We start from the raw sequence: 20,136 nt of genomic DNA, 5'->3' as shown, positions 1-20,136 counted from the left end.
TCACTTGGATGCTTCCCCGGCCGTGGCCCGCGTCGCGGACCGTTCCGGTCGGTCGTCCCGCAGCAGTTCCTCGATCAGCCGAACGGCCTGCGGTACGGCGTCGGCCACCGGCGTGCTGAGTCCCATGCGCTCCTGCACCGAGGCCGGTTCGCAGCCGACGACCAGGATCCGGCGCGGCGGCTCCCCGCCGGCGCTCGCGCAGAGGGTGTCCAGCAGCGCCAGGACCGAGTCGGGGGTCATGCGGTGGCCGTCGAGCGCCGGGGCGTCCCCGCTCTCGTCCGCGCCGGAGCCGTCGTGCTCGATGACGTAGAGCGTGCCGGGGACCCCGCCGCGCGCCGTGGCGTCCACGAGGACGAGGGTGTCGTAGCCGTCGAGGAGCTGGTAGGCGAGGTGCACGCCGCGTACGCCGATGTCGGCGACCTCGGTGTGCGGGGGCAGGGGACGCTCGGCGAGCATACGGGCGGTCTCGACGCCGAAGCCGTCGTCCCCGAGGAAGATGTTGCCGATTCCGGCGACGAGGGTCCTCGCGCCGGGCGGCCCGGGAAGGCTCATGCGTCGTCCTCCAGGGGGGTGATCTCGTCGGGCTGGAAGTACAGGAATCGGCCCTGCTCGCGGCGGATGTCGGCGCCCGGGTCGCCCTCGACGGTGACGGCCAGGTGCACCGCGCCGTCCACGTCGTGCAGGACCGCCTCGACGCGCGCGGTGCGGCCCTGGAGGAACAGGTCCTGCGCGTCGGTGCGGCGCAGGCCGGGGCGCAGCGTCACGCGGCTGCCCGCGCCCAGGGACCGGCCGTCGACGAGGACGCGGTCGTGCGCGGGGTCGAAGCCGGCGTCGCTCGCCGGGTCCCACCAGGGGGTGTCCGGGCGGGGCACTCCGTGCTCGTCGGGGAAGCCGTCGGAAAAGCCGCCCACGGAGGGCGCCGCGTGCGCCGTGGTGCCGGGGCGGGTCGTCTCGCGCAGGCTGCGCACCGCCCCGTGCAGGCGTTCCAGCACCTCGGGCGGCATCGAGTCGGCGAGGTCGATCACGGCGGCGGCCCGTTCGTCGGTGCCGCGGGCCTCGCGTTTCTCGTCGTCGGTGAGGGCGGCGGTGCGCAGCGCGAGGATCTCGTCGATCTCGGTGGCGTCGTAGAGCGCGCCGGGGCTTTCCGGGGCGATCGCCGGGTGGTCCTCCAGGATGATCGGCGAGGACAGGACGAGGTCGGCGCGGCCGGGTTCCCCGGCGAGGACGGGCCAGGTGTGCAGGTTGCGGCAGCCGGCGATCGCGCCCTTGGCCCACTCGGGGGGATCGGTCATGGAGACGAACGATCCGGCGCTCAGGGCCATGAGGAGGTGGGAGGCCACCAGGGAGTGCGGCAGGGCCGCGTCCCGGTCGCCGCCGCCGTCGGGGGGCGTCCAGGCGGTGGTGTTCTCGACGACGGCGGTGAGCCGCATGACCCGGTAGGGGCCGTCGAGTTCGACGGCGGACAGCCGCAGCTCACCGCTGACCTCCTCGCACCGCCGGAGCAGTCGGCCGACGGTCCGGCCGGCCTCGTCCAGGACCGGTTCGGCGTCCTCGCGCACGGGTCGGCGGAACGGGACCGTGACGCCGTCACCGAGCAACTCCTCGACGCGCGCGACCACTTCGACGCGTTCCTCGCCGCCCTCGTCCCAGGGCATCAACACCCGGTCTTCGAGCGGGAGTTCAGGGACATTCTCGAAATCGCCGTCGGGGCGGAGCCGTTGCACGGTGCGCCGGCGGGCGTGCAGGAAGCGCAGTTCGACCGAGAGGGTCGCGCCGGCCTTGGGTTCCATCAGGCACTCGGTGTGCTGGAAGTCGTGTTCCTCGCGGTCGGCTCCCCAGCCGGGCGGGACGAGCACCCCGAACTGCCAGCGGAGCCGGTTCTTGGCGGCGGACGCCCGGTACGGGTAGAGGACGTAGCCCTCGAAGAGGACGGCGTCGGCGACCTGGCGGGCGAGCGCGAACCGTTCCTCGGTCTGCGGGGCGAACGCGGTCGCGGTCACGGGTTCGTCCTTCCGGTGGTGCCGGTGAGTGCGCGGAACGGGTCCGTCCGCGGTGGGGCGGCGCCGCCGCCTCCGCGGCCCTCGCCGCCGTCGCTCCCGCCTCCGTCACTGCCGCCGTCGTCGGCGGTGTCGAGCAGGGCGCGCACGGTCGCTTCCCAGGAGGGCAGGGCGTGCCGTGAGCGGTAGGCGAGAAGGGCGTCCATGGCGTCGCGGGGCAGCCGGATCCAGCCGCAGCCGGGGAAGTGCTGGTCGATCATCTCCCGCCAGACGGCGACGGGCATCCGGTACGCCGTCTCGCGGTCCCAGGGGACGGGCTCGACCTGGAAGCCGCCCGCGCCGGTGAACGCCGTGCCGGAGAAGAGCATGAGCAGGGGGATCTCGCCGTCGGCGAGCGCGGACAGATAGCGGGAGGCCGCGATGTCCATGTCGTAGGTGCAGGGCACGACGAGGTCGGCCTCGGTCTCGCCGGTGAAGCCGGGGACCATCAGCGGCACTTCGGCGAACTGCACCGGCTGGAGCGTGCTGCCCCAGCGGGAGCGTTCACCGAAGAGGTCCGTCAACGCCTCGGCCTCGTCGGGTCCGTAGCCGCGGCGGGCGGGTTCGACACGGAGCTGGCACCGCAGGGCGAGGGCGTGCACCCGGGCGCCGTCGGCCGCCGTGACGCGCAGCCGGAAGACGAGGGTGGGTCCGGCGGCGTACCGGTCGGCGCGAACGCCGGTGCAGGCGAAGGCGAGTTCCGTCACGTGGCCCCCGTCCCGCCGACGGGCCGGGCGCGCCGTTCGACGTCCGCGAAGAACGCGTCGAGGGCGGCGCGGGCCTCGGCTCCGCCGTCGAAGCCCTGCCAGAGCAGGCGCATGCGTCCGACGAGTTCGTAGCAGACGTCGATGGGCACGAGGTGGCAGTCGCAGCGGCCGTCGGCGCGGCGCAGCAGCAGCGCCTCGACGTCGGGTTCGAGGAGTTCGGCGAGCCGGCTGCCGCCGAGGACGTCCGTCCAGGTGGCCGGTTCGAGTTCGCTCTCGGTGGCCCCGGCGGGGCTCGGGTAGAGGGCGACCAGGCGGTCCAGCGCCGCGTTGCGGAAGAAGAAGGCGACGCCGACGGGGATCCGCAGCGCCTCCCAGGCGCGGTCGTCGAGTCGGTGACCGGGGTCGGTGAGGTAGCGGGAGGGCACCGTGCGGAAGCGGCCCGCCGCCGCGCCGGGCCGTTCCATCAGCAGCGCGCAGGGGGTGCAGGCGCAGACGAGAGCGCGCCGTTCGGTGTCGACGAGGTGGCGGTGGTCGGCGTCACCGACGGCCACCGCGCACAACTCGCACCGCTCGGGCTGTGGTTGACGCTCCGTCAGGAACCTGCGCAGGCCGGCCGACCGGGGCATGGATGCCGGGGAGGTGTTCATCGTGGCCCGGTGCCGATCTGGAGCAGGGCGGGCTCCGCGGGGGCGGTCCGCACCTCGACGGACCTGACCTCGGGCACGAAGCAGGCGAGCGCCTGCTCGGCCGCCTGCTGGACGCCGGTGCCGCAGCCGCAGCCCCCGCCTCCACCCCCGCCGGTCCGGGAGCGCAGGGTCAGAGCGCCGCTGTCCTCGTCGAAGTGGACGACTTCCAGGGCGTGTTCGGGGACGTTGTCCAGGGCGCGGGCGATACGGGTGGCGCGGTCCTCGGGGTGGAGGTCGTGCAGGACGAGCAGGCTCGCGACGAGTTCGTCGCCGAGGAGCGTCCCGAGGGGCTCGCCGCTGGCGGACAGCAGCCGCAGGACGCGGGCGAGTCCGGCGCCGTAGAAGTCCATGAGGGAGCGCACGAGTTCCTCGGCCGCCGCGGCGGCCGCCGGGTCGCCGGACGTGGCCAGCCGGTCGAGGACCTCCTCGATCCGGCGCCCGGTCTCCTCCGCGTTCACGGGCCGCGCCCCGGCGTCGGAGCGCTCCGGTCGTGCTTCGGCGCCGGCGTGCTCGGGCTGTGCTCCGGTGCCGGCGTGCTGGGGCCGGGATGTCGTGGCGCTCATCCGCCCAGTCCGCTCAGGCCGGTGGGGACGTGCATCTTCTGCACGGTCTTGCCGCCGCCGACGTACATGTGGACGCCGCAGGGCAGACAGGGGTCGAAGCTGCGCACCGCGCGCATGATGTCGATGCCCTTGAAGTTCTCCGGGGTGTTCTCCTCGAAGATCGGGGTGTTCTGCACGGCGTCCTCGTAGGGGCCGGGCGTGCCGAAGGTGTCCCTGGTGCTGGCGTTCCAGGGGGTCGGCGGATAGGGGTGGTAGTTGGCGATCTTGCCGTCGCGGATGACCATGTGGTGCGAGAGCACGCCGCGCACCGCCTCGGTGAACCCGACACCGATGCCCTCGTCCGGGACCTCGAACTTCTCCCAGGTCTGGGTGCGTCCGGCGCGGACCTCCTCGAGACCCTTCTCCGCGAAGTGCAGGGCGACCGCGGCGGTGTAGGCCTGGAAGTAGGTGCGGGCGCGGTTGCGCTCCAGGGCGTTGCTCCAGCGCGGGATCTTCCACTCGAAGGTGGCCTCGGGCCGGGTCATGGTGCGGGGCAGGTTGATCACCACGCTGTGGCCGGTGGCCTTGACGTACCCGGTGTCGACGAGTCCGGACAGGGCGGTCGACCACAGGCGGGCGATGGGGCCGCCGCCGGTGTCGAGCGCGAGGTGGTCCTTGCCGTCGAACCAGCGGGGCGACATGACCCAGCTGTACTTGCCGTCGAAGTCCCGTTTCTGCGGGGCGGGGATGGTGTGCTGGTTCCACGGGTGGCGTGGGTCGACCGGGTTGCCGAGCGGGTCGTGGGTGACGAACTGCTCCTGCCCCTGCCAGTCCTCGTAGTAGGAGCTGCCCAGCAGGATGCGGATGCCGAGGTTGATCTCGGTGAGGTCGTTGGTGACGAGCTTGCCGTCGACGATCACGCCGGGGGTGACGAACATGCGCCGGCCCCAGTCGGTCATGTTGGCGTAGGTGAAGTCGCAGTACTCGGGGTCGTTGAGGGCGCCCCAGCAGCCGAGCAGGACGCGGCGGCGGCCGACCTCCTCGTAGCCGGGCAGGGCCTCGTAGAAGAAGTCGAACAGGTCGTCGTGCAGGGGGACGACCCGCTTCATGAACTCGACGTACCGCATGAGGCGGCTGAGGTAGTCCGTGAAGAGCTGCACGGAGCCGATGGTTCCGACGCCGCCCGGGTAGAGCGTGGAGGGGTGCACATGGCGGCCCTCCATGAGGCAGAACATCTCCCGTGTGTAGCGGCTGACCTGGAGCGCCTCGCGGTAGAACTCGCCCTCGAGGGGGTTGAGCGAGCGCATGATGTCGGCGATGGTGCGGTAGCCGTGCTCCCCGGCGTGCGGCGCCTCGGTGCGCTCGGCCAGTTCGAGGACGCCGGGGTTGGTCTCCTTGACCATTTTCTCGCAGTAGTCGACCCCCACCAGGTTCTCCTGGAAGATGTTGTGGTCGAACATGTACTCTGCGGACTCGCCGAGGTTGATGATCCACTCGCCGAGGTGCGGGGGCTTCACGCCGTACGCCATGTTCTGCGCGTACACCGAGCAGGTGGCGTGGTTGTCGCCGCAGATGCCGCAGATGCGGCTGGTGATGAAGTGGGCGTCGCGGGGGTCCTTGCCGCGCATGAAGACGCTGTAGCCGCGGAAGACCGACGACGTGCTGTAGCACTCGGCGACCCGCTTCTGCTTGAAATCGATCTTGGTGTGGATGCCCAGGCTGCCCACGATCCGGGTGATCGGGTCCCAGGCCATCTCCACCAGGCCGCTGCCGTCGCCGGCCGTCTTCGTCGTCGGTGCCATCGTGTGTGCCGTGCCCTTCGTCGCGCGGGAGCTGGGGGTGTTCGGGGTGGGTGGTCGGGGTGGGGCGGCGGCTCACCAGGGGGGCCGGTAGCCGGTGGTGATCCGGTCGCCGGTGTGCCGCCACTTGGGCTCCTTGTCCACGGTCCTGGCCGTGAGGGACCGCAGCTTGCGCACGACCGCGCCGTAGGCGCCGCTGGCGTTGCTGGACACCTTCGCCCCGGGGGGTTCGTCCATGAACGGCATGAACTTGTCGGGGAAGCCGGGCATGGTGCAGGCGATGCAGATGCCGCCGACGTTCGGGCAGCCGCCGATGCCGTTCATCCAGCCGCGCTTGGGCACGTTGCACTTGACGACGGGACCCCAGCAGCCGATCTTCACCAGGCACTTCGGCGAGTCGTACGACAGGGCGAACTGGCCCTGCTCGTAGTAGCCGGCGCGGTCGCAGCCCTCGTGCACGGTGGCCCCGAAGAGCCAGCTCGGGCGGAGCTTGTCGTCGAGGGGGATCATCGGCGCGGAGCCGGCCGCCTGGTAGAGCAGGTAGGTGAGCGTCTCGGAGAAGTTGTCGGGCTGGATCGGACAGCCGGGCACGCACACGATGGGGATGCCGGCCTTGGACTTCCAGTCCCAGCCGAGGTAGTCCGGGACGCCCATGGCGCCGGTCGGGTTGCCGGCCATGGCGTGGATGCCGCCGTAGGTGGCGCAGGTGCCGATGGCGACGACCGCGAGGGCCTTGGGCGCGAGCCGGTCGATCCACTCGCTGGTGGTGATCGGCTGGCCGGTCTCCGGGTTGTCGCCGAAGCCGCACCAGTAGCCCTCGGGCTTGATGTCCTCGTTGGGGATGGAGCCCTCGATGACCAGCACGAACGGGTCGATCTCGCCCCGCTCCCCCTTGAAGTACCACTCGATGAACGTGTCCGCGCCGCCGACCGGGCCGCACTCGAAGTCGATGAGCGGCCAGTGGACGGCGATCTTCGGCAGGCCCGGCAGGACCCCGAGCACGATCTGCTCGACGCTCGGCTGCATGGCCGCGGTGAACGCGACCGAGTCGCCGTCGCAGCTCAGCCCGGCGTTGATCCAGAGGATGTGGATGGGGGGCGCCTCGTCGGCGGGCGCGCCTGCGGCGTCCGCAGCGCCGACCGTGTCCGGCGTCGCCTCAGTCATGGGACCGCCTCCTGGGGAGGAATGGGATGAAGGTCTGCATTTCGACCGTCAGCGTTCTTCGTATCAGCCGTCCGCTCGTGAGGTGACGTCTGCCTGGGCCGTTGCGGTGATGTGCGTTCCGGGGCGTCGGAGACGTTTGAAATCGGCGGGTGGGCGGCGGGTGCGCGCCGGGCGCGTTCAGGGAGCCGCGTTCAGGGAGCGGTGGCAGCGAGATGCGGCGGGGTGTGCGGGGGGCGTTCCTTGCGGACGAAGGCGCGGCGCAGGGCGTGGTAGGGGGCGTCGGGGTCGAGGAAGGTCGCGCGCATGCGGGTCAGCTCGCGCTCCCGGTGGCCGGAGAGCGGGGTCGTGCTCTCCAGCCGGTCCAGCGCCGACTTCTTCGCGGCGATGCGGGCCGCGCTCGCCGGCAGCGCGGCCAGCCGGGCGGCGAGGCGGGCGGTCTCGGCGGCGAAGTCCCCCGGGCCGTGGTCGAGCACGCGGTCGACGAGGCCGAGCCGCTCCGCGCTCGCCGCGCTCACCGGCAGGGCCTCGCTCATGAGGCGTTCGGCCGCGGCGGGGCCGACCCGGCGGGGCAGGGTGTACGTCCAGTACTCCGATCCGTACAGGCCCATCAGGCGGTAGTGGGGGTTCAGCACGGCTCCGGAGCGGCACCACACCTCGTCCGCCGCCAGGGCGAGCATCACCCCGCCCGCGGCGGCGTTGCCCGCGACGGCCGAGATCACCAGGCGGTCGGTCGTGGTGAGGACCGCTTCGACGAGGTCGTCGATGGCCTCGATGTTCGCGCAGGACTCGGCGGCGGGGTCGGCTGCGGCCTCGATGACGTTGAGGTGGATGCCGTTGGAGAAGAAGTCCCGGGCGCCGCCCAGCACCAGCACGGAGGTGGGGCGCGCGCAGGCCTCCCGGTAGGCGGCCAGCAGGCGCCTGCACTGCGTGGTGCTCATCGCGCCGCCGGGGAAGGAGAACGACAGGAAGCCCGCGTTGCCCTCCTCCCGGTAGCGGATCTCCGCCCAGGTGGGGCGGCGTGCGTCGAACAGCGGGGGCAGGGCGGCCTCCGGCAGGGCGGGCAGCAGGTCGCCGAGGGCCTGGACGGCGGGGAGTTTGAAGGTGGGCGGCGCTCCGGGGACGCGCCGGGGCCGCAGCTCGGGGATCCACACCGCGCCGTCCCTGGTCGCCCGGCAGACCGCCCCCGTCCGGGTGGCCAGCAACTCCCCGGGCCGGCCCCGCAGCTCGCCCTCCGGGTGCCCGCCATGGAGATACCACTCACCACCGAGCAACGCGTCCAGCACACCGGGCTGCGAATCCGCGGCCCGCAACTTCCGCAGAACGGTCGTCGTGGAGTCCCCGGCCCAGTCGATCCGCCGGACGCTTTGGTCGAGGTAGGGGCGGGTGCGGGGACCGGTGTGGTTTGTGGGGGCTGGGCTCTGGGGGTGCGGGGTGGGGGCCGGGGCTTGGGGGTGCGGGGCCTGGGCCGGGTCTTGGGGATGCGGGGCCTGCGCCGGATCCTGGGAGTGCGGCTCATGAGCCGGTCCCTGGCGACGCGGCGCGTCAGCTGGGTCTTCGGAGCGCGGCGCGTGAGCCGGACCTTGGGGATGCGGCTCATGAGCCGGTCCCTGGCAGCGCGGCGCGTCAGCCGGCCCCAGCGAGTGCCCCGCGTAAGCGGGACCTTGGGAGTGCGGCTCATGAGCCGGTTCCTGGCGGCGCGGCGCGTCAGACGGGCCCTGGGCATGCGGCGCGTCAGGCGGGCCCTGGGGGCGCGCCGCGTCAGACGGGCCCTGGGCATGCGGCGCGTCGGACGGGCCCTGGGGGTGCGGCGCGTCGGACGGGCCCTGGGGGTGCGGCGCGTCGGACGGGCGCTGGGGGTGCGGCGCGTCGGACGGGTTCTGGGGGCGTGGCGTGTAAGTGCCGGAGGTGACGCGGGCGACTGCGAGCAGGACCGCCTTGAGGGCCGCGTCGGCGATTTCGTTGCGGTACAGGTCACTCTTGCCTGTCGGGGGCAGGGGGCAGGGGGCCGTGGCCCATACGTCGCCGGCGTCCATCTCCTCGTCGGCCTGGAGGACGGTGACGCCCCACTGGTCGACGCCCTCGTGGAGGGCCCAGTCGAGGGAGGACGGGCCACGGTCGCCCACGGGGCCGGGGTGGACGACGAGGCAGGTGTGCGCGGACCACACCTCCCGGGGGATCGCCGTCCTCAGCATCGGCGCCAGGACGAGCCGCGGCGCGTGCCGTCGTACGGCTTCGGTCAACGAGCTGCCGGGCAGGGCCAGTTCGACCGCCACGGTGTGGCCGTGGTCGCGCAGTTCGGCGTGGACGCGCTGGGTGAGACTGTTGAACGCGCTGGCCACGAGCAGGATGTGCACTGCTGCCTCCGGACGGACGGGCGGGGGCCGTGGGCGGGGAGGACCCGGCCGACAGCGATCGTGCGGGATGCCGGGCCGATGGCTTCGGCGACAGACGGGCGAGTCATCCGAAAGCAGGCATCACCACCATCGGAAGGGGGTCGGACGGCGGTGTCGTGTGGCAGGATCCGCTGCCATGTCTCCGTTACCCGTGTGGTCCTCACCCGTGTGGTCCTCAACTGCCCTTCGCCGTCTGCTCATCGCGCTGCTCGCCTCGCTCGTGGCGACGGCCGCCACGGTGGCCGACGCCGTCGCCGCTCCGCCGGCCCGGCCGGACAGCGTCACGGCCGCGACGCCCGACCGCCTCAGCTACGACGTGACGCTGCGGGCCGACGCCGACGGCTCCCGCTGGACGGGCCGGCAGCGGGTGTCGTTCCGCAACGCCTCCGCCCGGCCCCTGCACGAGGTGTACGTACGCCTGTGGGGCAACGGCGTCGACGGGTGCGGCTCGCCCGGCGCGCCCTCCCCCGTCACGGTGTCCGGGGTGCGCGGGGGCACTCCCGGGCCGCTCACGGTGGACTGCACCGCGCTGCGCATCGCGCTGCCGAAGCCGCTGACGCGGGGCGAGCGCACCAGCCTCGCCTTCGACGTGTCCGTCACGGTGCCCGAGCGCAACGCCCGCTTCGGGCGGGAGGGCGCGTTCCGGTTCCTGGGCAACGCGCTGCCGGTGCTCGCCGTGCACGACGAGAAGGGCTGGCACCTGGATCCGTATGTGGCGACGGGCGAGAGCTTCTACGCCCTGGTCGGCGACTTCCGGGTCCGCCTCGACCATCCGTCGGCCCTGGAGGTCCCGGCGACCGGCCGCACCCGGACCCTGCCCGGCGGTCCCGGCCGCACGGTCACGCTCAGCGTCGCACACCGGGTGCGGGACTTCGCGTGGGCGGCCGGCCCGTTCCGCACGGCGACGGAGACCTCTCCCGGTGGCGTGCTCGTGCGCTCGTACTGGGCGCCGGACGCGCCCGCCGAGGGCGTGCGCCTGAACCGCGAGGACGGCGTCGCCGCCGTCGACCGGTTCGGCGAGGAGTTCGGCCGCTATCCGTACGGCGAGATCGACCTGGTGATGACCGCCGGGTTCGGCGGCGGGATGGAGTATCCCGGGCTGGTCCTGCTCGGCACCACGGAGGAGGGCGGCGCAGCCGTCCACGAGATCGCCCACCAGTGGTGGTACGGCATCGTGGGCAACGACCAGTACGACGCGCCCTGGCTGGACGAGAGCTTCGCCCAGTACGCCACCGCGCGCTTCTACGGCTGGGACACCGGCGAGTGCTGGTCGGAGGCGGACTGGCCGAGCGAGGAGACCGCCCTCACCCGCTCGATGGCCTACTGGTCCGCGCATCGCGGCGAGTACTACGTCGTGTACACGGCGGGCCCGTGCGCCCTCGCACGTCTGGAGACCGTCCTCGGCGCGGACGCCATGGCCAGGATGCTCAAGCGGTACGCCCGCGACCACTGGTACGGGGTCTCCAGCACCGCGGACTTCAAGCGGGCCGCCCAGTCGGCGACGGACGAGGACCTGGGCCCGTTCTGGGCGGAGTACCGCATCCTGTGAGCAGGGCGAGGCAGTCGGCGAGGGCGGTCGCGGCGTCGGCGAGGGGGAAGCGGGCGCCGAGCTGCCCGTCGGGGCGCACGACGAAGCCGGTCGGGCCGTCGGGACGGTAGAGCCGGGCGAACTCGCCGGCCGTGTCGCGGTACGCGGGGACGGCGAGGGTGTCGGGGGCGGTCGGCGGGATGTCGCGGGCGAGGACGGCGATCGTCACCACGGCGTCGCTTCCGGCGGCGTCGGTTCCGGCGGCGTCGGTTCCGGCGGCGTCGCTTCCGGCGGCGTCGGTCCCGGCGGCGGTCGCGGTGCTCGCCGCGGCCTCCGTCAGGTCGTTCAGGTCGGTCGCGTACAGGAGGACCGCGTGTCCGGGGCGGCCTCGCAGGACGTCCAGCAGCCGCAGCGGGTAGGCGGCGACGGGCGTGGTCAGTCCGGCGCAGTCCGGGGCGCGGTCGCCGGGCTGGGGCGCGTCGGCGGGGCCGTGCGGGCGGGCGGCGAGTGGGCCCTCGCGGTAGCCGACGAGCAGTTGGGCCTCGCGCAGCATGAGCGTCGCGGGGGCTTCGGGTTCGGACTCGAAGCCCCGGGTGGCGTGCCGTACGGTCCGGCCGACGACCTCCTCGCCGACGGGGCGGCGCTCGGCGTCGTAGGTGGCGAGCAGGGCGGGCCCCGCCTCTCCACGGACGACGAGGGCGAGTTTCCAGGCCAGGTTGCAGGCGTCCTGGATGCCGGTGTTCATGCCCTGGGCGCCTCCCTGTGCCTGGGTGCCTGGACTGCGGACCGGCCCCGTGTTCCCCCGTCCCGTCGCCGCCCGGCGGGGCAGAGGCGGCCACCGGGAGCCGGCGGGAGCCAGCGGTGGGGAGCGGAACGGGCGTCACAGGCGCTCCGCCCTGCTCTGTCGGCATTGCCCAATTACTCGTACACTGACAAATCACAGACAGGCGTGCGGAGTTGACCGGGGGAGGACGCCATGTCCGACGGCGGGTACGGCAGATACGACAACGGTTTCTTCGTCCCACCGATGCCGGCGGCCCCGCCGCCGCCCCCCGCCGACGGGGCGCGAGCGGTCGCGGTCGCGGTGCTCAACCTCAGTGGTCTGGGCCTCGGTTACGCACTGACGCGCCGCTGGGCCCTGATGGCGCTGTGCTGGATCGTCACCGGCGTTCTGCTGTTCACGGCGCTGCCGGCCGACCCGGACGGGGTCCCCGGGGCGGCGATCGTGCTGTACGCGGTGTTCCTCGTGCTCGCGGCGGCGCACGGGGCGCGCGTCGGTCTGCGCACCCGGCTGGTGTGGCCGGGACGCGCGCCGCTCGCGCTGGCGCTGGGGCTGCTCCTGCTCGCCGTGCCGGCGGGGGGCGTCGTGTGGTACGACGCGGAGCGGGACGAGGCGGTGCAGCAGATGCTGCTGGACCGGCTGGAGGAGGCCGACCGGCTGGTGGCGGCGTCCGAGGGCAAGGAGTTCACCGCGGCGGAGGCCGACTACCGCAAGGCGCTGAAGGCCTACGAGGATCTGGTGGCCGACCATCCCGGCTCCCGGGCGGCCGACCGGGTGCCGAGCCGCATGGAGGACTACTACACCACGATCGGCGCCGCGTACGAGCAGGGCGAGTACTGCACGGCGATCGCGCCGCTGACGTATCTGCGCACGGTCCCGGACCGGGTGTCGAAGACGGACCTCGGCAAGTGGGAGAAGTGGCCCGACGACCGTCTGGCGACCTCGCTGTACGAGTGCGCGTCACGGGGGCTCGCGGCCGACCAGTCGACCTGGGGTGCGCAGTTCGGCGAACTGCTCACCACCTTCCCGAAGTCGGCGCCGGCGGCGAAGGTCCAGCCGGCGGTGAACGCCGCGGTCGTCCGGGAGGAGAAGGGGCTGCGCGGGGCGGAGCCGTGCACGGCGGTCCAGCGGCTGCGCTCTCTCGCCTCGCGGATCACCGATCTGCCCGGTGAGGAGGCCGGGGTGGACGCGGCTCTGGCCAAGGACGCCCAGCGGGCCACGGCGAGCGCCGCCGCGGGCACCTACACCTGCGGTGTGGACCAGTACCGGGACGGCGACTTCGACGACGCGCGGACCACGATGAACGAGTACGTCACGGCCAACAAGACCGCGAAGAACGTCCCGTTGGCGAAGAAGATCGCGATCGCGGCGGAGGTCGCCCAGACCGTGCCGGCGGCCGGGAAGAGCCTGCCCACGATGCGCAGCGGCGGCAGCATCTCGGTGACGGTGAAGAACGACAGCCCGGACGCGGTGACCGTGCTGTTCACGGGGCCGGTCACCGGCAGCCTGTCCCTGAAGGCGTGCGGAAGCTGCCGCGCGTACTCGCTGGCCAGCACCATCGGCCCGTACTTCGAGCCGTGCAGCGACAGCGGCAAGAACTACCCGCAGCGCACCATCAGCCTGCCGCCGGGCACCACGTACTTCGTGCACAAGTCGAGCGGCGGCACCTCCTCCACCTCGCCCGCGTCGGACACGGCGAAGCTGGAGTCCGGCTACATCTACACGGAGTGCGCGTACACGACGCAGACGCTCGGCTCGGGCTTCTGAGCCGGCTCGTGCCGCTCAGGCCGCCCTGAGGCGGCCCCGTTCGGCCCTCGGCCTCGGGCGGGCCCCCTCCCGCACCGCGCGGGCGGGGGCCGCCGCGGCGCGGGTGGGCCGGACCCGGTAGATGGTCCTGGTCGGGTCGGTGAGGGGCTCGCCGAGGGCGATACGGCCGGCGGCGTGCAGCTGGTCGCACTCGGCGGTGGGGAGGGCCGTGTAGCACCCTCCCCGGCCGGTGCGCGGGTCCAGCGGCTGCCAATAGCTGTACCTACGGCGGCCGTTGGCGTGGACGGTCACGAAGACGGGCGTGCCGGAGTCGTTGACGATGCGCAGGACGTCGGCCGCCGAGGGGCTGAGCGGAGCGCCGGAACGGAGGTTGGGCGATATCAACGGGGGCCTTTCCGGTGGCAGGGACACGAGACCGCCTACCCGGCCCGGCCGGAGTTGATCTCACTTCCTTCGCATCCTTCACCACGGCACTGACATTCGGCCCCGCGCAACACGCACACTTCGTCACAACTCCGTACCAGCGCCCCGCAGTTGCGCCGGTTACAAGGCTTGTTCCATGCGGTCGGCGAGGAGTTGGACGAACCGGGCCGGCTCCTTCGGCCGCCCGCCCTCTGCCAACGCGGCGAGACCGTAGAGGAGTTCGGCGGTCTCGGCGAGCGGCGTGCGGTCCTCGCGGTCCTTGAAGGCGCGGTTGAGGCCCTTCACGAGCGTGTGGTCCGGGTTGAGTTCGAGGATGCGCTGGGTGCGGGGCACCTCCTGGCCCATCGCCCGGTACAGGTTCTCCAGGGCCGGGGTCAGGTCGTGCGCGTCCGAGACCAGGCAGGCCGGGGAGACGGTGAGCCGGGAGGACAGCCGTACGTCCTTGATGTCCTCGCCGAGCTGCTCCTTCATCCAGGCGAGCAGGCCGGCGTACTCCTCGTCCCGCTTCTCCCTGCTCTCCGCGGGCTCGTCCGTGTCGTTCGCGTCGAGGTCGATCTCGCCCTTCGCGACGGACCGCAGCCGCTTGCCCTGGTACTCCCCCACCGAGTCGGTCCACACCTCGTCGACCGGGTCGGTCAGCAGCAGAACCTCGATGCCCTTGGCCCGGAAGGCCTCCATGTGCGGCGAGTTCTCGATGGCCTCGCGGGACTCGCCGGTCATGAAGTAGACGTCGTCCTGCCCGTCCTTCATCCGCTCCACGTACTGCGCGAGCGTGGTCGGCTCGGCGGCGTCGTGGGTGGTCGCGAACGACGAGACGGCGAGGAGGGCGTCGCGGTTGTCGGAGTCGGTGACCAGTCCCTCCTTCACGACGGCCCCGAACTCCCGCCAGAACGTGGCGTACCGCTCGGGCGCCGCGCCCATCATGTCCTTGACGGAGGAGAGGACCTTCTTCGCGAGCCGGCGGTGCATCAGCTGGATGTGGCGGTCCTGCTGGAGGATCTCGCGGGACACGTTGAGCGAGAGGTCCTGGGCGTCGACGACGCCCTTGACGAAGCGCAGGTACGACGGGAGCAGCGCCTCGCAGTCGTCCATGATGAAGACGCGCTTCACGTACAGCTGGACGCCGCGCTTGTAGCCCTGGGTGAACAGGTCGTGCGGGGCGTGGGCGGGGACGAACAGCAGCGCCTGGTACTCGAAGGTGCCCTCGGCCTGGAGGCGGATGGTCTCCAGGGGGTCGTTCCAGTCGTGGCTGATGTGCTTGTACAGCTCGTGGTACTCCTCGTCCTTCACCTCCTCGCGCGAGCGGGCCCAGAGGGCCTTCATCGAGTTCAGCGTCTCGGGCGCGACAGGCTCGGCGGACTCGGCGGGCGCGCCGGCCTCACCGGACTCGGCAGGATCCGCGGGCGCGACGGGCGCGGCGGCCATGCGGATCGGCCAGGTGATGAAGTCCGAGTACCGCTTGACGATCTCCCTGATCTTCCACGGGGAGGTGTAGTCGTGGAGCTGGTTTTCGGGGTCGGCCGGCTTGAGGTGGAGGGTGATCGCGGTGCCCTGCGGGACGTCCTCGACCGATTCGAGCGTGTAGGTGCCCTCGCCGCGGGACGACCAGCGGGTGCCCTGCGTCTCGCCGGCCCGCCGCGTCACGAGGGTGACCTCGTCGGCCGCCATGAAGCTGGAGTAGAAGCCGACGCCGAACTGCCCGATGAGGTTCTGGGCGCCGGCCGGGTCGTCGGCCTGCTTCAGCTGTTCGAGGAACTTGGCGGTGCCGGAGTTGGCGATGGTGCCGATGAGGTCCGCCACCTCGTCGCGGGACATGCCGATGCCGTTGTCCCGCACGGTGAGCGTGCGGGCCTCGGCGTCGGCCTCGATCCCGATGTGCAGATCGGACACGTCGGCGTCCGGCGCCTCGTCCCGCAGCGCCGCCAGACGCAGCTTGTCCAGCGCGTCGGAGGCGTTGGAGACGAGTTCCCGCAGGAAGACATCCTTGTTCGAGTAGATCGAGTGGATCATCAGCTGTAGAAGCTGACGGGCCTCTACTTGGAACTCAAACGTTTCCGTCGGCATGGTGGGCGACTACCTCCCGGTCACAGGGATTTCTCCGGAGCTGACTGACGGCAGTCACTCTAGAACAGGCAGTCACCCCTGCCGAGCGGCCGGTGTCAGCGGCGGGAGCGCAGGCGGGAGAGGAGCCGGCGGGCCTGGGAGCGCCGGCGGGGGTCGGAGGCCTGGCGGCGGACCTGCTCGATCGTGCGGCGGCCCTGGGGGCTGCGCGCGAAGTCCTTGATGCGCTGGATGACGCTGCTCATGTCTCGTTCCTCCCGTTCGGACGTTCTCTCTCCGTCCGCCTACCCGCCGAGGGGGCTCTCAAGTCGGCCGATCGCCCTCGGCGTCCCGGTCCGGCGGGAGCCGGTAGACGGACACATGGGAGGGCGAGTCGGCGGTGAACTCGGAGCCGCTCCAGTCCGCGTGCCGGCTCTCCCGCTCGAACCCGGCCAGCCGGGCCATGAGGTCGAGTTCGGCGGGCCAGATGTAACGGTGCGGGGTGCGGTCCAGCCGGGCCTGCCGGCTCTCGTCGATCGTGAAGTGGTGCGAGACGACGTGCTGACGGAGCACGTCGTAGGTGTCCAGGCCGACGTAGCCGGAATCGGCGCGCCAGACCGTCGCCGGCCGGTCCGGGGGCAGCCTGCGCAGTTCGGGCACCCAGAGTTCGATCACGAACCGGCCGCCGGGGGTGAGATGGCGGGCGGCGTTGCGGAAGCAGTCGATCTGCTCTTCCTGGGTGAGCAGGTTGGCGATCGTGTTGTAGACGAGGTAGACGAGCGCGTACTCGCCCGGGGCGCGGGCGGTCGCCATGTCGCCGACGATCACCGGGATCGTGGTCTCGTCCGCCTTGGTGCGCAGCTGCTCGATCATCGGTAGGGACAGGTCGATCCCGGTCACGGGCACGCCGCGCCCGGCGAGCGGGACGGCGACGCGTCCGGTGCCGACGGCGAACTCCAGTGCCCTGCCGCCGCCCGCGAGTTCGGCCAGCCGGTCCACGGTCGGTTCCAGCGCCTCGGGGGCGAACATGCCGGCGCCCGGGGTGTCGTAGCGCCGCGCCGCGTCGGCGTCCCAGATGTCCTCCTGTCGCATGCCGCCCACCCTGGTCGGGGCGGCGGGAGTTGTCCAACGGATTTCGAACGTTTCCGGGGCGTCCGACGTCACAGCGGTAACCGACTCCGACTCAGGGGAGCCACCATGACCGCTGCCGTGCACTCACGGCCTCGTGCCCTGTCCGCCGCCGTGCTGTCGGGCGTGCTGCTGTGCCTGACCGCCGCCTGCGACTGGTCCGCCTCTCCAGAACCCAGTGGGACGAGCGAGCCTCCGCGGGCGGCGACCTGGAGTGAACCGGCCGCCTACCTCTACACGTTGACGTCGAGCACCCAAGTGCTGGCGGGGACCTTCCGGGTGGTCGTCCGCGACGGGGTGGTGACGTCGGCGGTAGGCCTCGACGCGGACAGCCGCGACCAGTTGCAGCGGCTGCCCGCCGAAGTTCCCACCATCGGGGCGTTGTTGAAAATGCTGACGCAGGCCCGGAGCGAGGGGGCGCACATCGCGGAGGCGGAGTACGCGGCCGGCGGACGTCCCGTGCGGATCACCCTGGACCCCGAGGAGAACGCGATCGACGACGAAGCCACGTTCGTCATCGACTCCTACGAGCCGGGGCCGCCCACTCTCGAGTGAGGACGGTCAAGGGCGGCCGGCCGGCTGTCGGGGCGGTCACGGGGTGGCGACGACCACGTTGAACCAGGGGGTGCTGAGCGACCGCAGGGGCGAGTCGAGCTTCTGCATGTTCAGCCGGTAGGTCCCGGCCGGGAGCACCCCGCCGCCGGGCAGGGGGGCCAGCGGCAGGTACCGCCCGTTGGCGACGCCGCCGCGGTCGTACGTCCACAGGCCCGCGCCGGTGCGCATGATGGTGTAAGGGCCGCGCGCGAGCGAGGGGTTGACCGCGGACTTCTGCGTCCGGTTGAGGACGAAGGAAGCGCCCGCGTACGACGGGACGCGGGCCGTCCGGGTGAGGGTGAAGCTGAAGTAGCGGTGGGCGTAGCCCGCGCCGGACGTCAGGGGCGGGCAGTCGACGGCCACCACCGTCCGGCCCGTCACATTGCCCAGCGCGAGGGGGTTGCTGTACGTGCCCGCGCCCGCGAGACGGCGGCAGTCGTACCGGTAGGTGGCCGCGGCGGCGGGCGGGGCGAGCGCCAGCGTCATGGCGACGGCCGCGGTGGTGGCCGTGACGACGGCGGCGAGCTTGCGCAGCGGACGGGACAGGACGGTGTGGCGGCGCTTCAAGAGTGGTTCAACCCCCTTTGTACGGCCCGCAGTTCGGGCCGGTCAGGAACCTAGCGCGGCCGGGGGACGAGGGGCGGCGGGTGATCGGCAAGGGGGAGAAAGAGATCACGCGTGACGCCGGGCGGTCGCACCATGGTCAACGGCTGCCCTGTCCGACGCCAAGAGAGAGCCAACGCCCGGTCGCGAATTCCCTATCTCTCACCATGATTCGGCAATGCGGACGGTCCGCTTCCCGCTCGGTCATACGTTCCAGTGCGTGAACTCTCAAGACACCCCTCACAGATCCGTCCACCACGCCCCCGACCGCCGTGCGCTGCTGCGCGGTTCCCTGGCCGGGGCCGTGGCCCTGGGCGGCGTGGCCCTCGGATCGGCGCCCGCGTCGGCGACCCCCCTCACCCCCAAGAACTCCGGCGCCTCCGGCACCCCCCACCTCCCCCACCGGCCCACCACCGCCGCGGAGGCCCTCCGTGAGCTCGCGGCGGGCAACCAGCGCTGGCGCACCTTCCGCGAGCGGCACCCGGACGAGACGCCCGCCGTCCGCGCGAGCCTGACGTCGGGTCAGCACCCCTTCGCCCTGATCCTCGGCTGCGTCGACTCCCGTGTCCCGCCCGAGCTGGTCTTCGACCAAGGGCTCGGCGATCTGCTCACCGTGCGCACGGCGGGCGAGGTCCTGGACGAGGCCGTGCTCGGCAGCGTCGCCTACGGGGTGCTGGAGCTGGGGATACCGCTGGTCGTGGTGCTCGGGCACCAGTCCTGCGGCGCCGTGCGCGCGGCAGTGGAGGCGGATCTGTCGGGCGACCGGCTGCCGGCCCACATCCAGTACCTCGCCGACCAGATCAGCCCGGCCATCGACCGCACCAAGGAGGGCGACGCCCGCGTCGACGCGACGATCGACGCCAACATACGAGCCGTCCGCACCCGTCTCACGGCCGAGCCCGACCTGGCCGCGCGCATAGCGTCGGGCGCGCTGACGGTCGTGGGGGCCCGCTACGAACTGACCACCCAGCTCGTCCACCGCGTGGCCTGACCCGCCACCCGCCACCATGACGCGCGGCCCGGCCACGGTCCGCGCGTCGTGGCTCGCGGGGCGAAGGAGCGACGAGAGGATGCGTCCACGTCGGTGTTCAGGGTAGGCGGGGCGGTATGTCTGATGCGGTGCTAGCGGGGCTGTGGGGGTTGGTGGCGGGTTCGGCGCTGCTGCTCGGCGCCCTGGTGGGATATGGGGTGCGGGTGCCCCAGAAGGTGATCGCCCTGGTCATGGCCTTCGGGGCGGGGGTGTTGCTGTCGGCGGTCTCGTTCGAGCTGGTCGGCGAGGCGTACGAGGAGGGCGGGATGGGCCCTGCCGCCGTGGGGACGCTCGGCGGCGCGCTGGCGTACACCCTCGGCAATGTGTGGCTGGCCCGCCGGGGCGCACGGCATCGCAAGCGTTCCGGGTCCGCGCAAGGCGAGGCGCAGCCGTCAGAGGACGAACAGGGCGGTTCCGGCACGGCGTTGGCGCTCGGGGCGCTGCTGGACGGTGTGCCCGAGTCGGCGGTGATCGGGGTGAGTCTGCTCGACGGCGGCGCGGTGAGCCTGGTGACCGTGGCGGCGGTGTTCATCAGCAACGTGCCCGAGGGGCTGTCCAGTTCGGCGGGGATGCGGAAGGCCGGCCGGAGCAAGGGGTACGTGTTCGGGGTCTGGGGCGCGATCGCCGCCGCGAGCACCGTGTCGGCCGTCCTCGGCTACACCGTGGTGGGCGCCTTCTCCCCCGCCGTGATCGCCGCGGTGACGGCGGTGGCGGCCGGGGCGATCCTCGCCATGATCGCCGACACGATGATCCCCGAGGCGTTCGAGGACGCCCATCTGGCGATCGGCCTGGTCACGGTCTGCGGTTTCCTCGTCTCCTTCGCCCTCTCGCACGCCTGAGCTTCCTCGGGGTCCGGCCCGACGCCTCCCTCGAAGTCGGGGCCTGACGCCTCCCCCGGGGACCAGCCCGACGCCT

At 72.4% G+C, this 20,136-nt stretch carries 17 protein-coding genes and 1 pseudogene; 5 read left to right on the top strand and 13 right to left on the bottom strand.

Features of this window, described 5'->3' with window-relative positions; genetic code table 11:
• From ACFYX4_RS28220 to ACFYX4_RS28185, 8 genes are all read right to left on the bottom strand, one after another.
• Entirely contained in the window at window positions 1-552 is a 552-nt protein-coding gene (locus ACFYX4_RS28220; RefSeq protein ID WP_389339160.1) for a hydrogenase maturation protease, read from the bottom strand.
• Entirely contained in the window at window positions 549-2,000 is a 1,452-nt protein-coding gene (locus ACFYX4_RS28215; protein ID WP_389339158.1) for a hypothetical protein, read from the bottom strand. Before ACFYX4_RS28215 ends, ACFYX4_RS28220 begins: the two co-directional genes overlap by 4 nt.
• Window positions 1,997-2,743 carry a DUF6084 family protein gene (locus ACFYX4_RS28210; protein ID WP_389339156.1) on the bottom strand — a complete coding sequence of 249 codons (747 nt, stop codon included), beginning with the start codon at window positions 2,741-2,743 and terminating at the stop codon, window positions 1,997-1,999. The genes ACFYX4_RS28215 and ACFYX4_RS28210 overlap by 4 nt, the downstream gene beginning before the upstream one ends.
• Window positions 2,740-3,390 (bottom strand): DUF5947 family protein, encoded by a 651-nt coding sequence (locus ACFYX4_RS28205; protein ID WP_389339154.1) that lies wholly within the window; start codon window positions 3,388-3,390, stop codon window positions 2,740-2,742. The genes ACFYX4_RS28210 and ACFYX4_RS28205 overlap by 4 nt, the downstream gene beginning before the upstream one ends.
• Window positions 3,387-3,992 carry a hypothetical protein gene (locus ACFYX4_RS28200; RefSeq protein WP_389339152.1) on the bottom strand — a complete coding sequence of 202 codons (606 nt, stop codon included), beginning with the start codon at window positions 3,990-3,992 and terminating at the stop codon, window positions 3,387-3,389. The genes ACFYX4_RS28205 and ACFYX4_RS28200 overlap by 4 nt, the downstream gene beginning before the upstream one ends.
• Entirely contained in the window at window positions 3,989-5,773 is a 1,785-nt protein-coding gene (locus tag ACFYX4_RS28195; protein ID WP_389339150.1) for a nickel-dependent hydrogenase large subunit, read from the bottom strand. The genes ACFYX4_RS28200 and ACFYX4_RS28195 overlap by 4 nt, the downstream gene beginning before the upstream one ends.
• 72 nt (window positions 5,774-5,845) lie before the next feature.
• Window positions 5,846-6,934 carry a hydrogenase expression protein HypE gene (locus tag ACFYX4_RS28190; protein ID WP_389339148.1) on the bottom strand — a complete coding sequence of 363 codons (1,089 nt, stop codon included), beginning with the start codon at window positions 6,932-6,934 and terminating at the stop codon, window positions 5,846-5,848.
• Between the two features lie 191 nt (window positions 6,935-7,125).
• Window positions 7,126-9,288, bottom strand: a complete 2,163-nt coding sequence (locus ACFYX4_RS28185; protein ID WP_389339146.1) for an enoyl-CoA hydratase-related protein — start codon at window positions 9,286-9,288, stop codon at window positions 7,126-7,128.
• 175 nt (window positions 9,289-9,463) lie between these two features.
• On the opposite strand from ACFYX4_RS28185, the gene ACFYX4_RS28180 reads away from it, so the two are divergent.
• Window positions 9,464-10,876 (top strand): M1 family metallopeptidase, encoded by a 1,413-nt coding sequence (locus ACFYX4_RS28180; protein WP_389339144.1) that lies wholly within the window; start codon window positions 9,464-9,466, stop codon window positions 10,874-10,876.
• Here ACFYX4_RS28180 and ACFYX4_RS28175 read toward each other — a convergent pair.
• Window positions 10,806-11,612: pseudogene (locus ACFYX4_RS28175) on the bottom strand (FAD-dependent monooxygenase); the annotation flags it as partial. The gene ACFYX4_RS28180 and the pseudogene ACFYX4_RS28175 sit on opposite strands and share 71 nt — an antisense overlap.
• Window positions 11,613-11,831: 219 nt before the next feature.
• Here ACFYX4_RS28175 and ACFYX4_RS28170 point away from each other — a divergent pair.
• A complete protein-coding gene (locus ACFYX4_RS28170) occupies window positions 11,832-13,403 on the top strand; it encodes a hypothetical protein (RefSeq protein WP_389339142.1) in 1,572 nt (523 codons plus the stop codon).
• Between the two features lie 543 nt (window positions 13,404-13,946).
• Here the strand turns inward: ACFYX4_RS28170 and htpG are convergent.
• The 3 genes from htpG to ACFYX4_RS28155 form a co-directional block, all read right to left on the bottom strand.
• Window positions 13,947-15,890 (bottom strand): molecular chaperone HtpG, encoded by a 1,944-nt coding sequence (gene htpG / locus ACFYX4_RS28165; protein ID WP_389339140.1) that lies wholly within the window; start codon window positions 15,888-15,890, stop codon window positions 13,947-13,949.
• A 95-nt stretch (window positions 15,891-15,985) separates the two neighbouring features.
• On the bottom strand, window positions 15,986-16,132 hold the full coding sequence (locus ACFYX4_RS28160; RefSeq protein ID WP_389339138.1) for a hypothetical protein: 147 nt from the start codon (window positions 16,130-16,132) through the stop codon (window positions 15,986-15,988).
• Window positions 16,133-16,190: 58 nt separating this feature from the next.
• Window positions 16,191-16,958 (bottom strand): class I SAM-dependent methyltransferase, encoded by a 768-nt coding sequence (locus ACFYX4_RS28155; protein WP_389339136.1) that lies wholly within the window; start codon window positions 16,956-16,958, stop codon window positions 16,191-16,193.
• Window positions 16,959-17,063: 105 nt separating this feature from the next.
• Here ACFYX4_RS28155 and ACFYX4_RS28150 point away from each other — a divergent pair, with 105 nt between their 5' ends.
• Window positions 17,064-17,549 carry a DUF6174 domain-containing protein gene (locus ACFYX4_RS28150; RefSeq protein ID WP_389339134.1) on the top strand — a complete coding sequence of 162 codons (486 nt, stop codon included), beginning with the start codon at window positions 17,064-17,066 and terminating at the stop codon, window positions 17,547-17,549.
• Window positions 17,550-17,585: 36 nt separating this feature from the next.
• On the opposite strand, the gene ACFYX4_RS28145 is transcribed toward ACFYX4_RS28150, so the two are convergent.
• Window positions 17,586-18,155, bottom strand: a complete 570-nt coding sequence (locus tag ACFYX4_RS28145) for a hypothetical protein (RefSeq protein WP_389339132.1) — start codon at window positions 18,153-18,155, stop codon at window positions 17,586-17,588.
• 256 nt (window positions 18,156-18,411) lie between these two features.
• On the opposite strand from ACFYX4_RS28145, the gene ACFYX4_RS28140 reads away from it, so the two are divergent.
• Both ACFYX4_RS28140 and ACFYX4_RS28135 read left to right on the top strand, forming a co-directional pair.
• Complete coding sequence (locus ACFYX4_RS28140; RefSeq protein WP_389339130.1) at window positions 18,412-19,182, top strand: carbonic anhydrase; 771 nt, start codon at window positions 18,412-18,414, stop codon at window positions 19,180-19,182.
• Between the two features lie 116 nt (window positions 19,183-19,298).
• Entirely contained in the window at window positions 19,299-20,060 is a 762-nt protein-coding gene (locus ACFYX4_RS28135; protein WP_389339128.1) for a ZIP family metal transporter, read from the top strand.
• Window positions 20,061-20,136: the final 76 nt, after the last annotated feature.

This window comes from Streptomyces sp. NPDC002328, from assembly GCF_042890065.1.
Lineage (GTDB): Bacteria > Actinomycetota > Actinomycetes > Streptomycetales > Streptomycetaceae > Streptomyces.
This window is presented reverse-complemented; position numbering and strand designations above follow the sequence as displayed.

What these genes read in the sequence shown, in the direction of transcription:
- ACFYX4_RS28190 (WP_389339148.1), bottom strand. Translation starts at nt 6,934, where the DNA reads ATGACTGAGGCGACGCCGGACACGGTCGGCGCTGCGGACGCCGCAGGC.
- ACFYX4_RS28200 (WP_389339152.1), bottom strand. Translation starts at nt 3,992, where the DNA reads ATGAGCGCCACGACATCCCGGCCCCAGCACGCCGGCACCGGAGCACAG.
- ACFYX4_RS28205 (WP_389339154.1), bottom strand. Translation starts at nt 3,390, where the DNA reads ATGAACACCTCCCCGGCATCCATGCCCCGGTCGGCCGGCCTGCGCAGG.
- ACFYX4_RS28135 (WP_389339128.1), top strand. Translation starts at nt 19,299, where the DNA reads ATGTCTGATGCGGTGCTAGCGGGGCTGTGGGGGTTGGTGGCGGGTTCG.
- ACFYX4_RS28195 (WP_389339150.1), bottom strand. Translation starts at nt 5,773, where the DNA reads ATGGCACCGACGACGAAGACGGCCGGCGACGGCAGCGGCCTGGTGGAG.
- ACFYX4_RS28220 (WP_389339160.1), bottom strand. Translation starts at nt 552, where the DNA reads ATGAGCCTTCCCGGGCCGCCCGGCGCGAGGACCCTCGTCGCCGGAATC.
- htpG (WP_389339140.1), bottom strand. Translation starts at nt 15,890, where the DNA reads ATGCCGACGGAAACGTTTGAGTTCCAAGTAGAGGCCCGTCAGCTTCTA.
- ACFYX4_RS28150 (WP_389339134.1), top strand. Translation starts at nt 17,064, where the DNA reads ATGACCGCTGCCGTGCACTCACGGCCTCGTGCCCTGTCCGCCGCCGTG.
- ACFYX4_RS28170 (WP_389339142.1), top strand. Translation starts at nt 11,832, where the DNA reads ATGTCCGACGGCGGGTACGGCAGATACGACAACGGTTTCTTCGTCCCA.
- ACFYX4_RS28180 (WP_389339144.1), top strand. Translation starts at nt 9,464, where the DNA reads ATGTCTCCGTTACCCGTGTGGTCCTCACCCGTGTGGTCCTCAACTGCC.
- ACFYX4_RS28155 (WP_389339136.1), bottom strand. Translation starts at nt 16,958, where the DNA reads ATGCGACAGGAGGACATCTGGGACGCCGACGCGGCGCGGCGCTACGAC.
- ACFYX4_RS28160 (WP_389339138.1), bottom strand. Translation starts at nt 16,132, where the DNA reads ATGAGCAGCGTCATCCAGCGCATCAAGGACTTCGCGCGCAGCCCCCAG.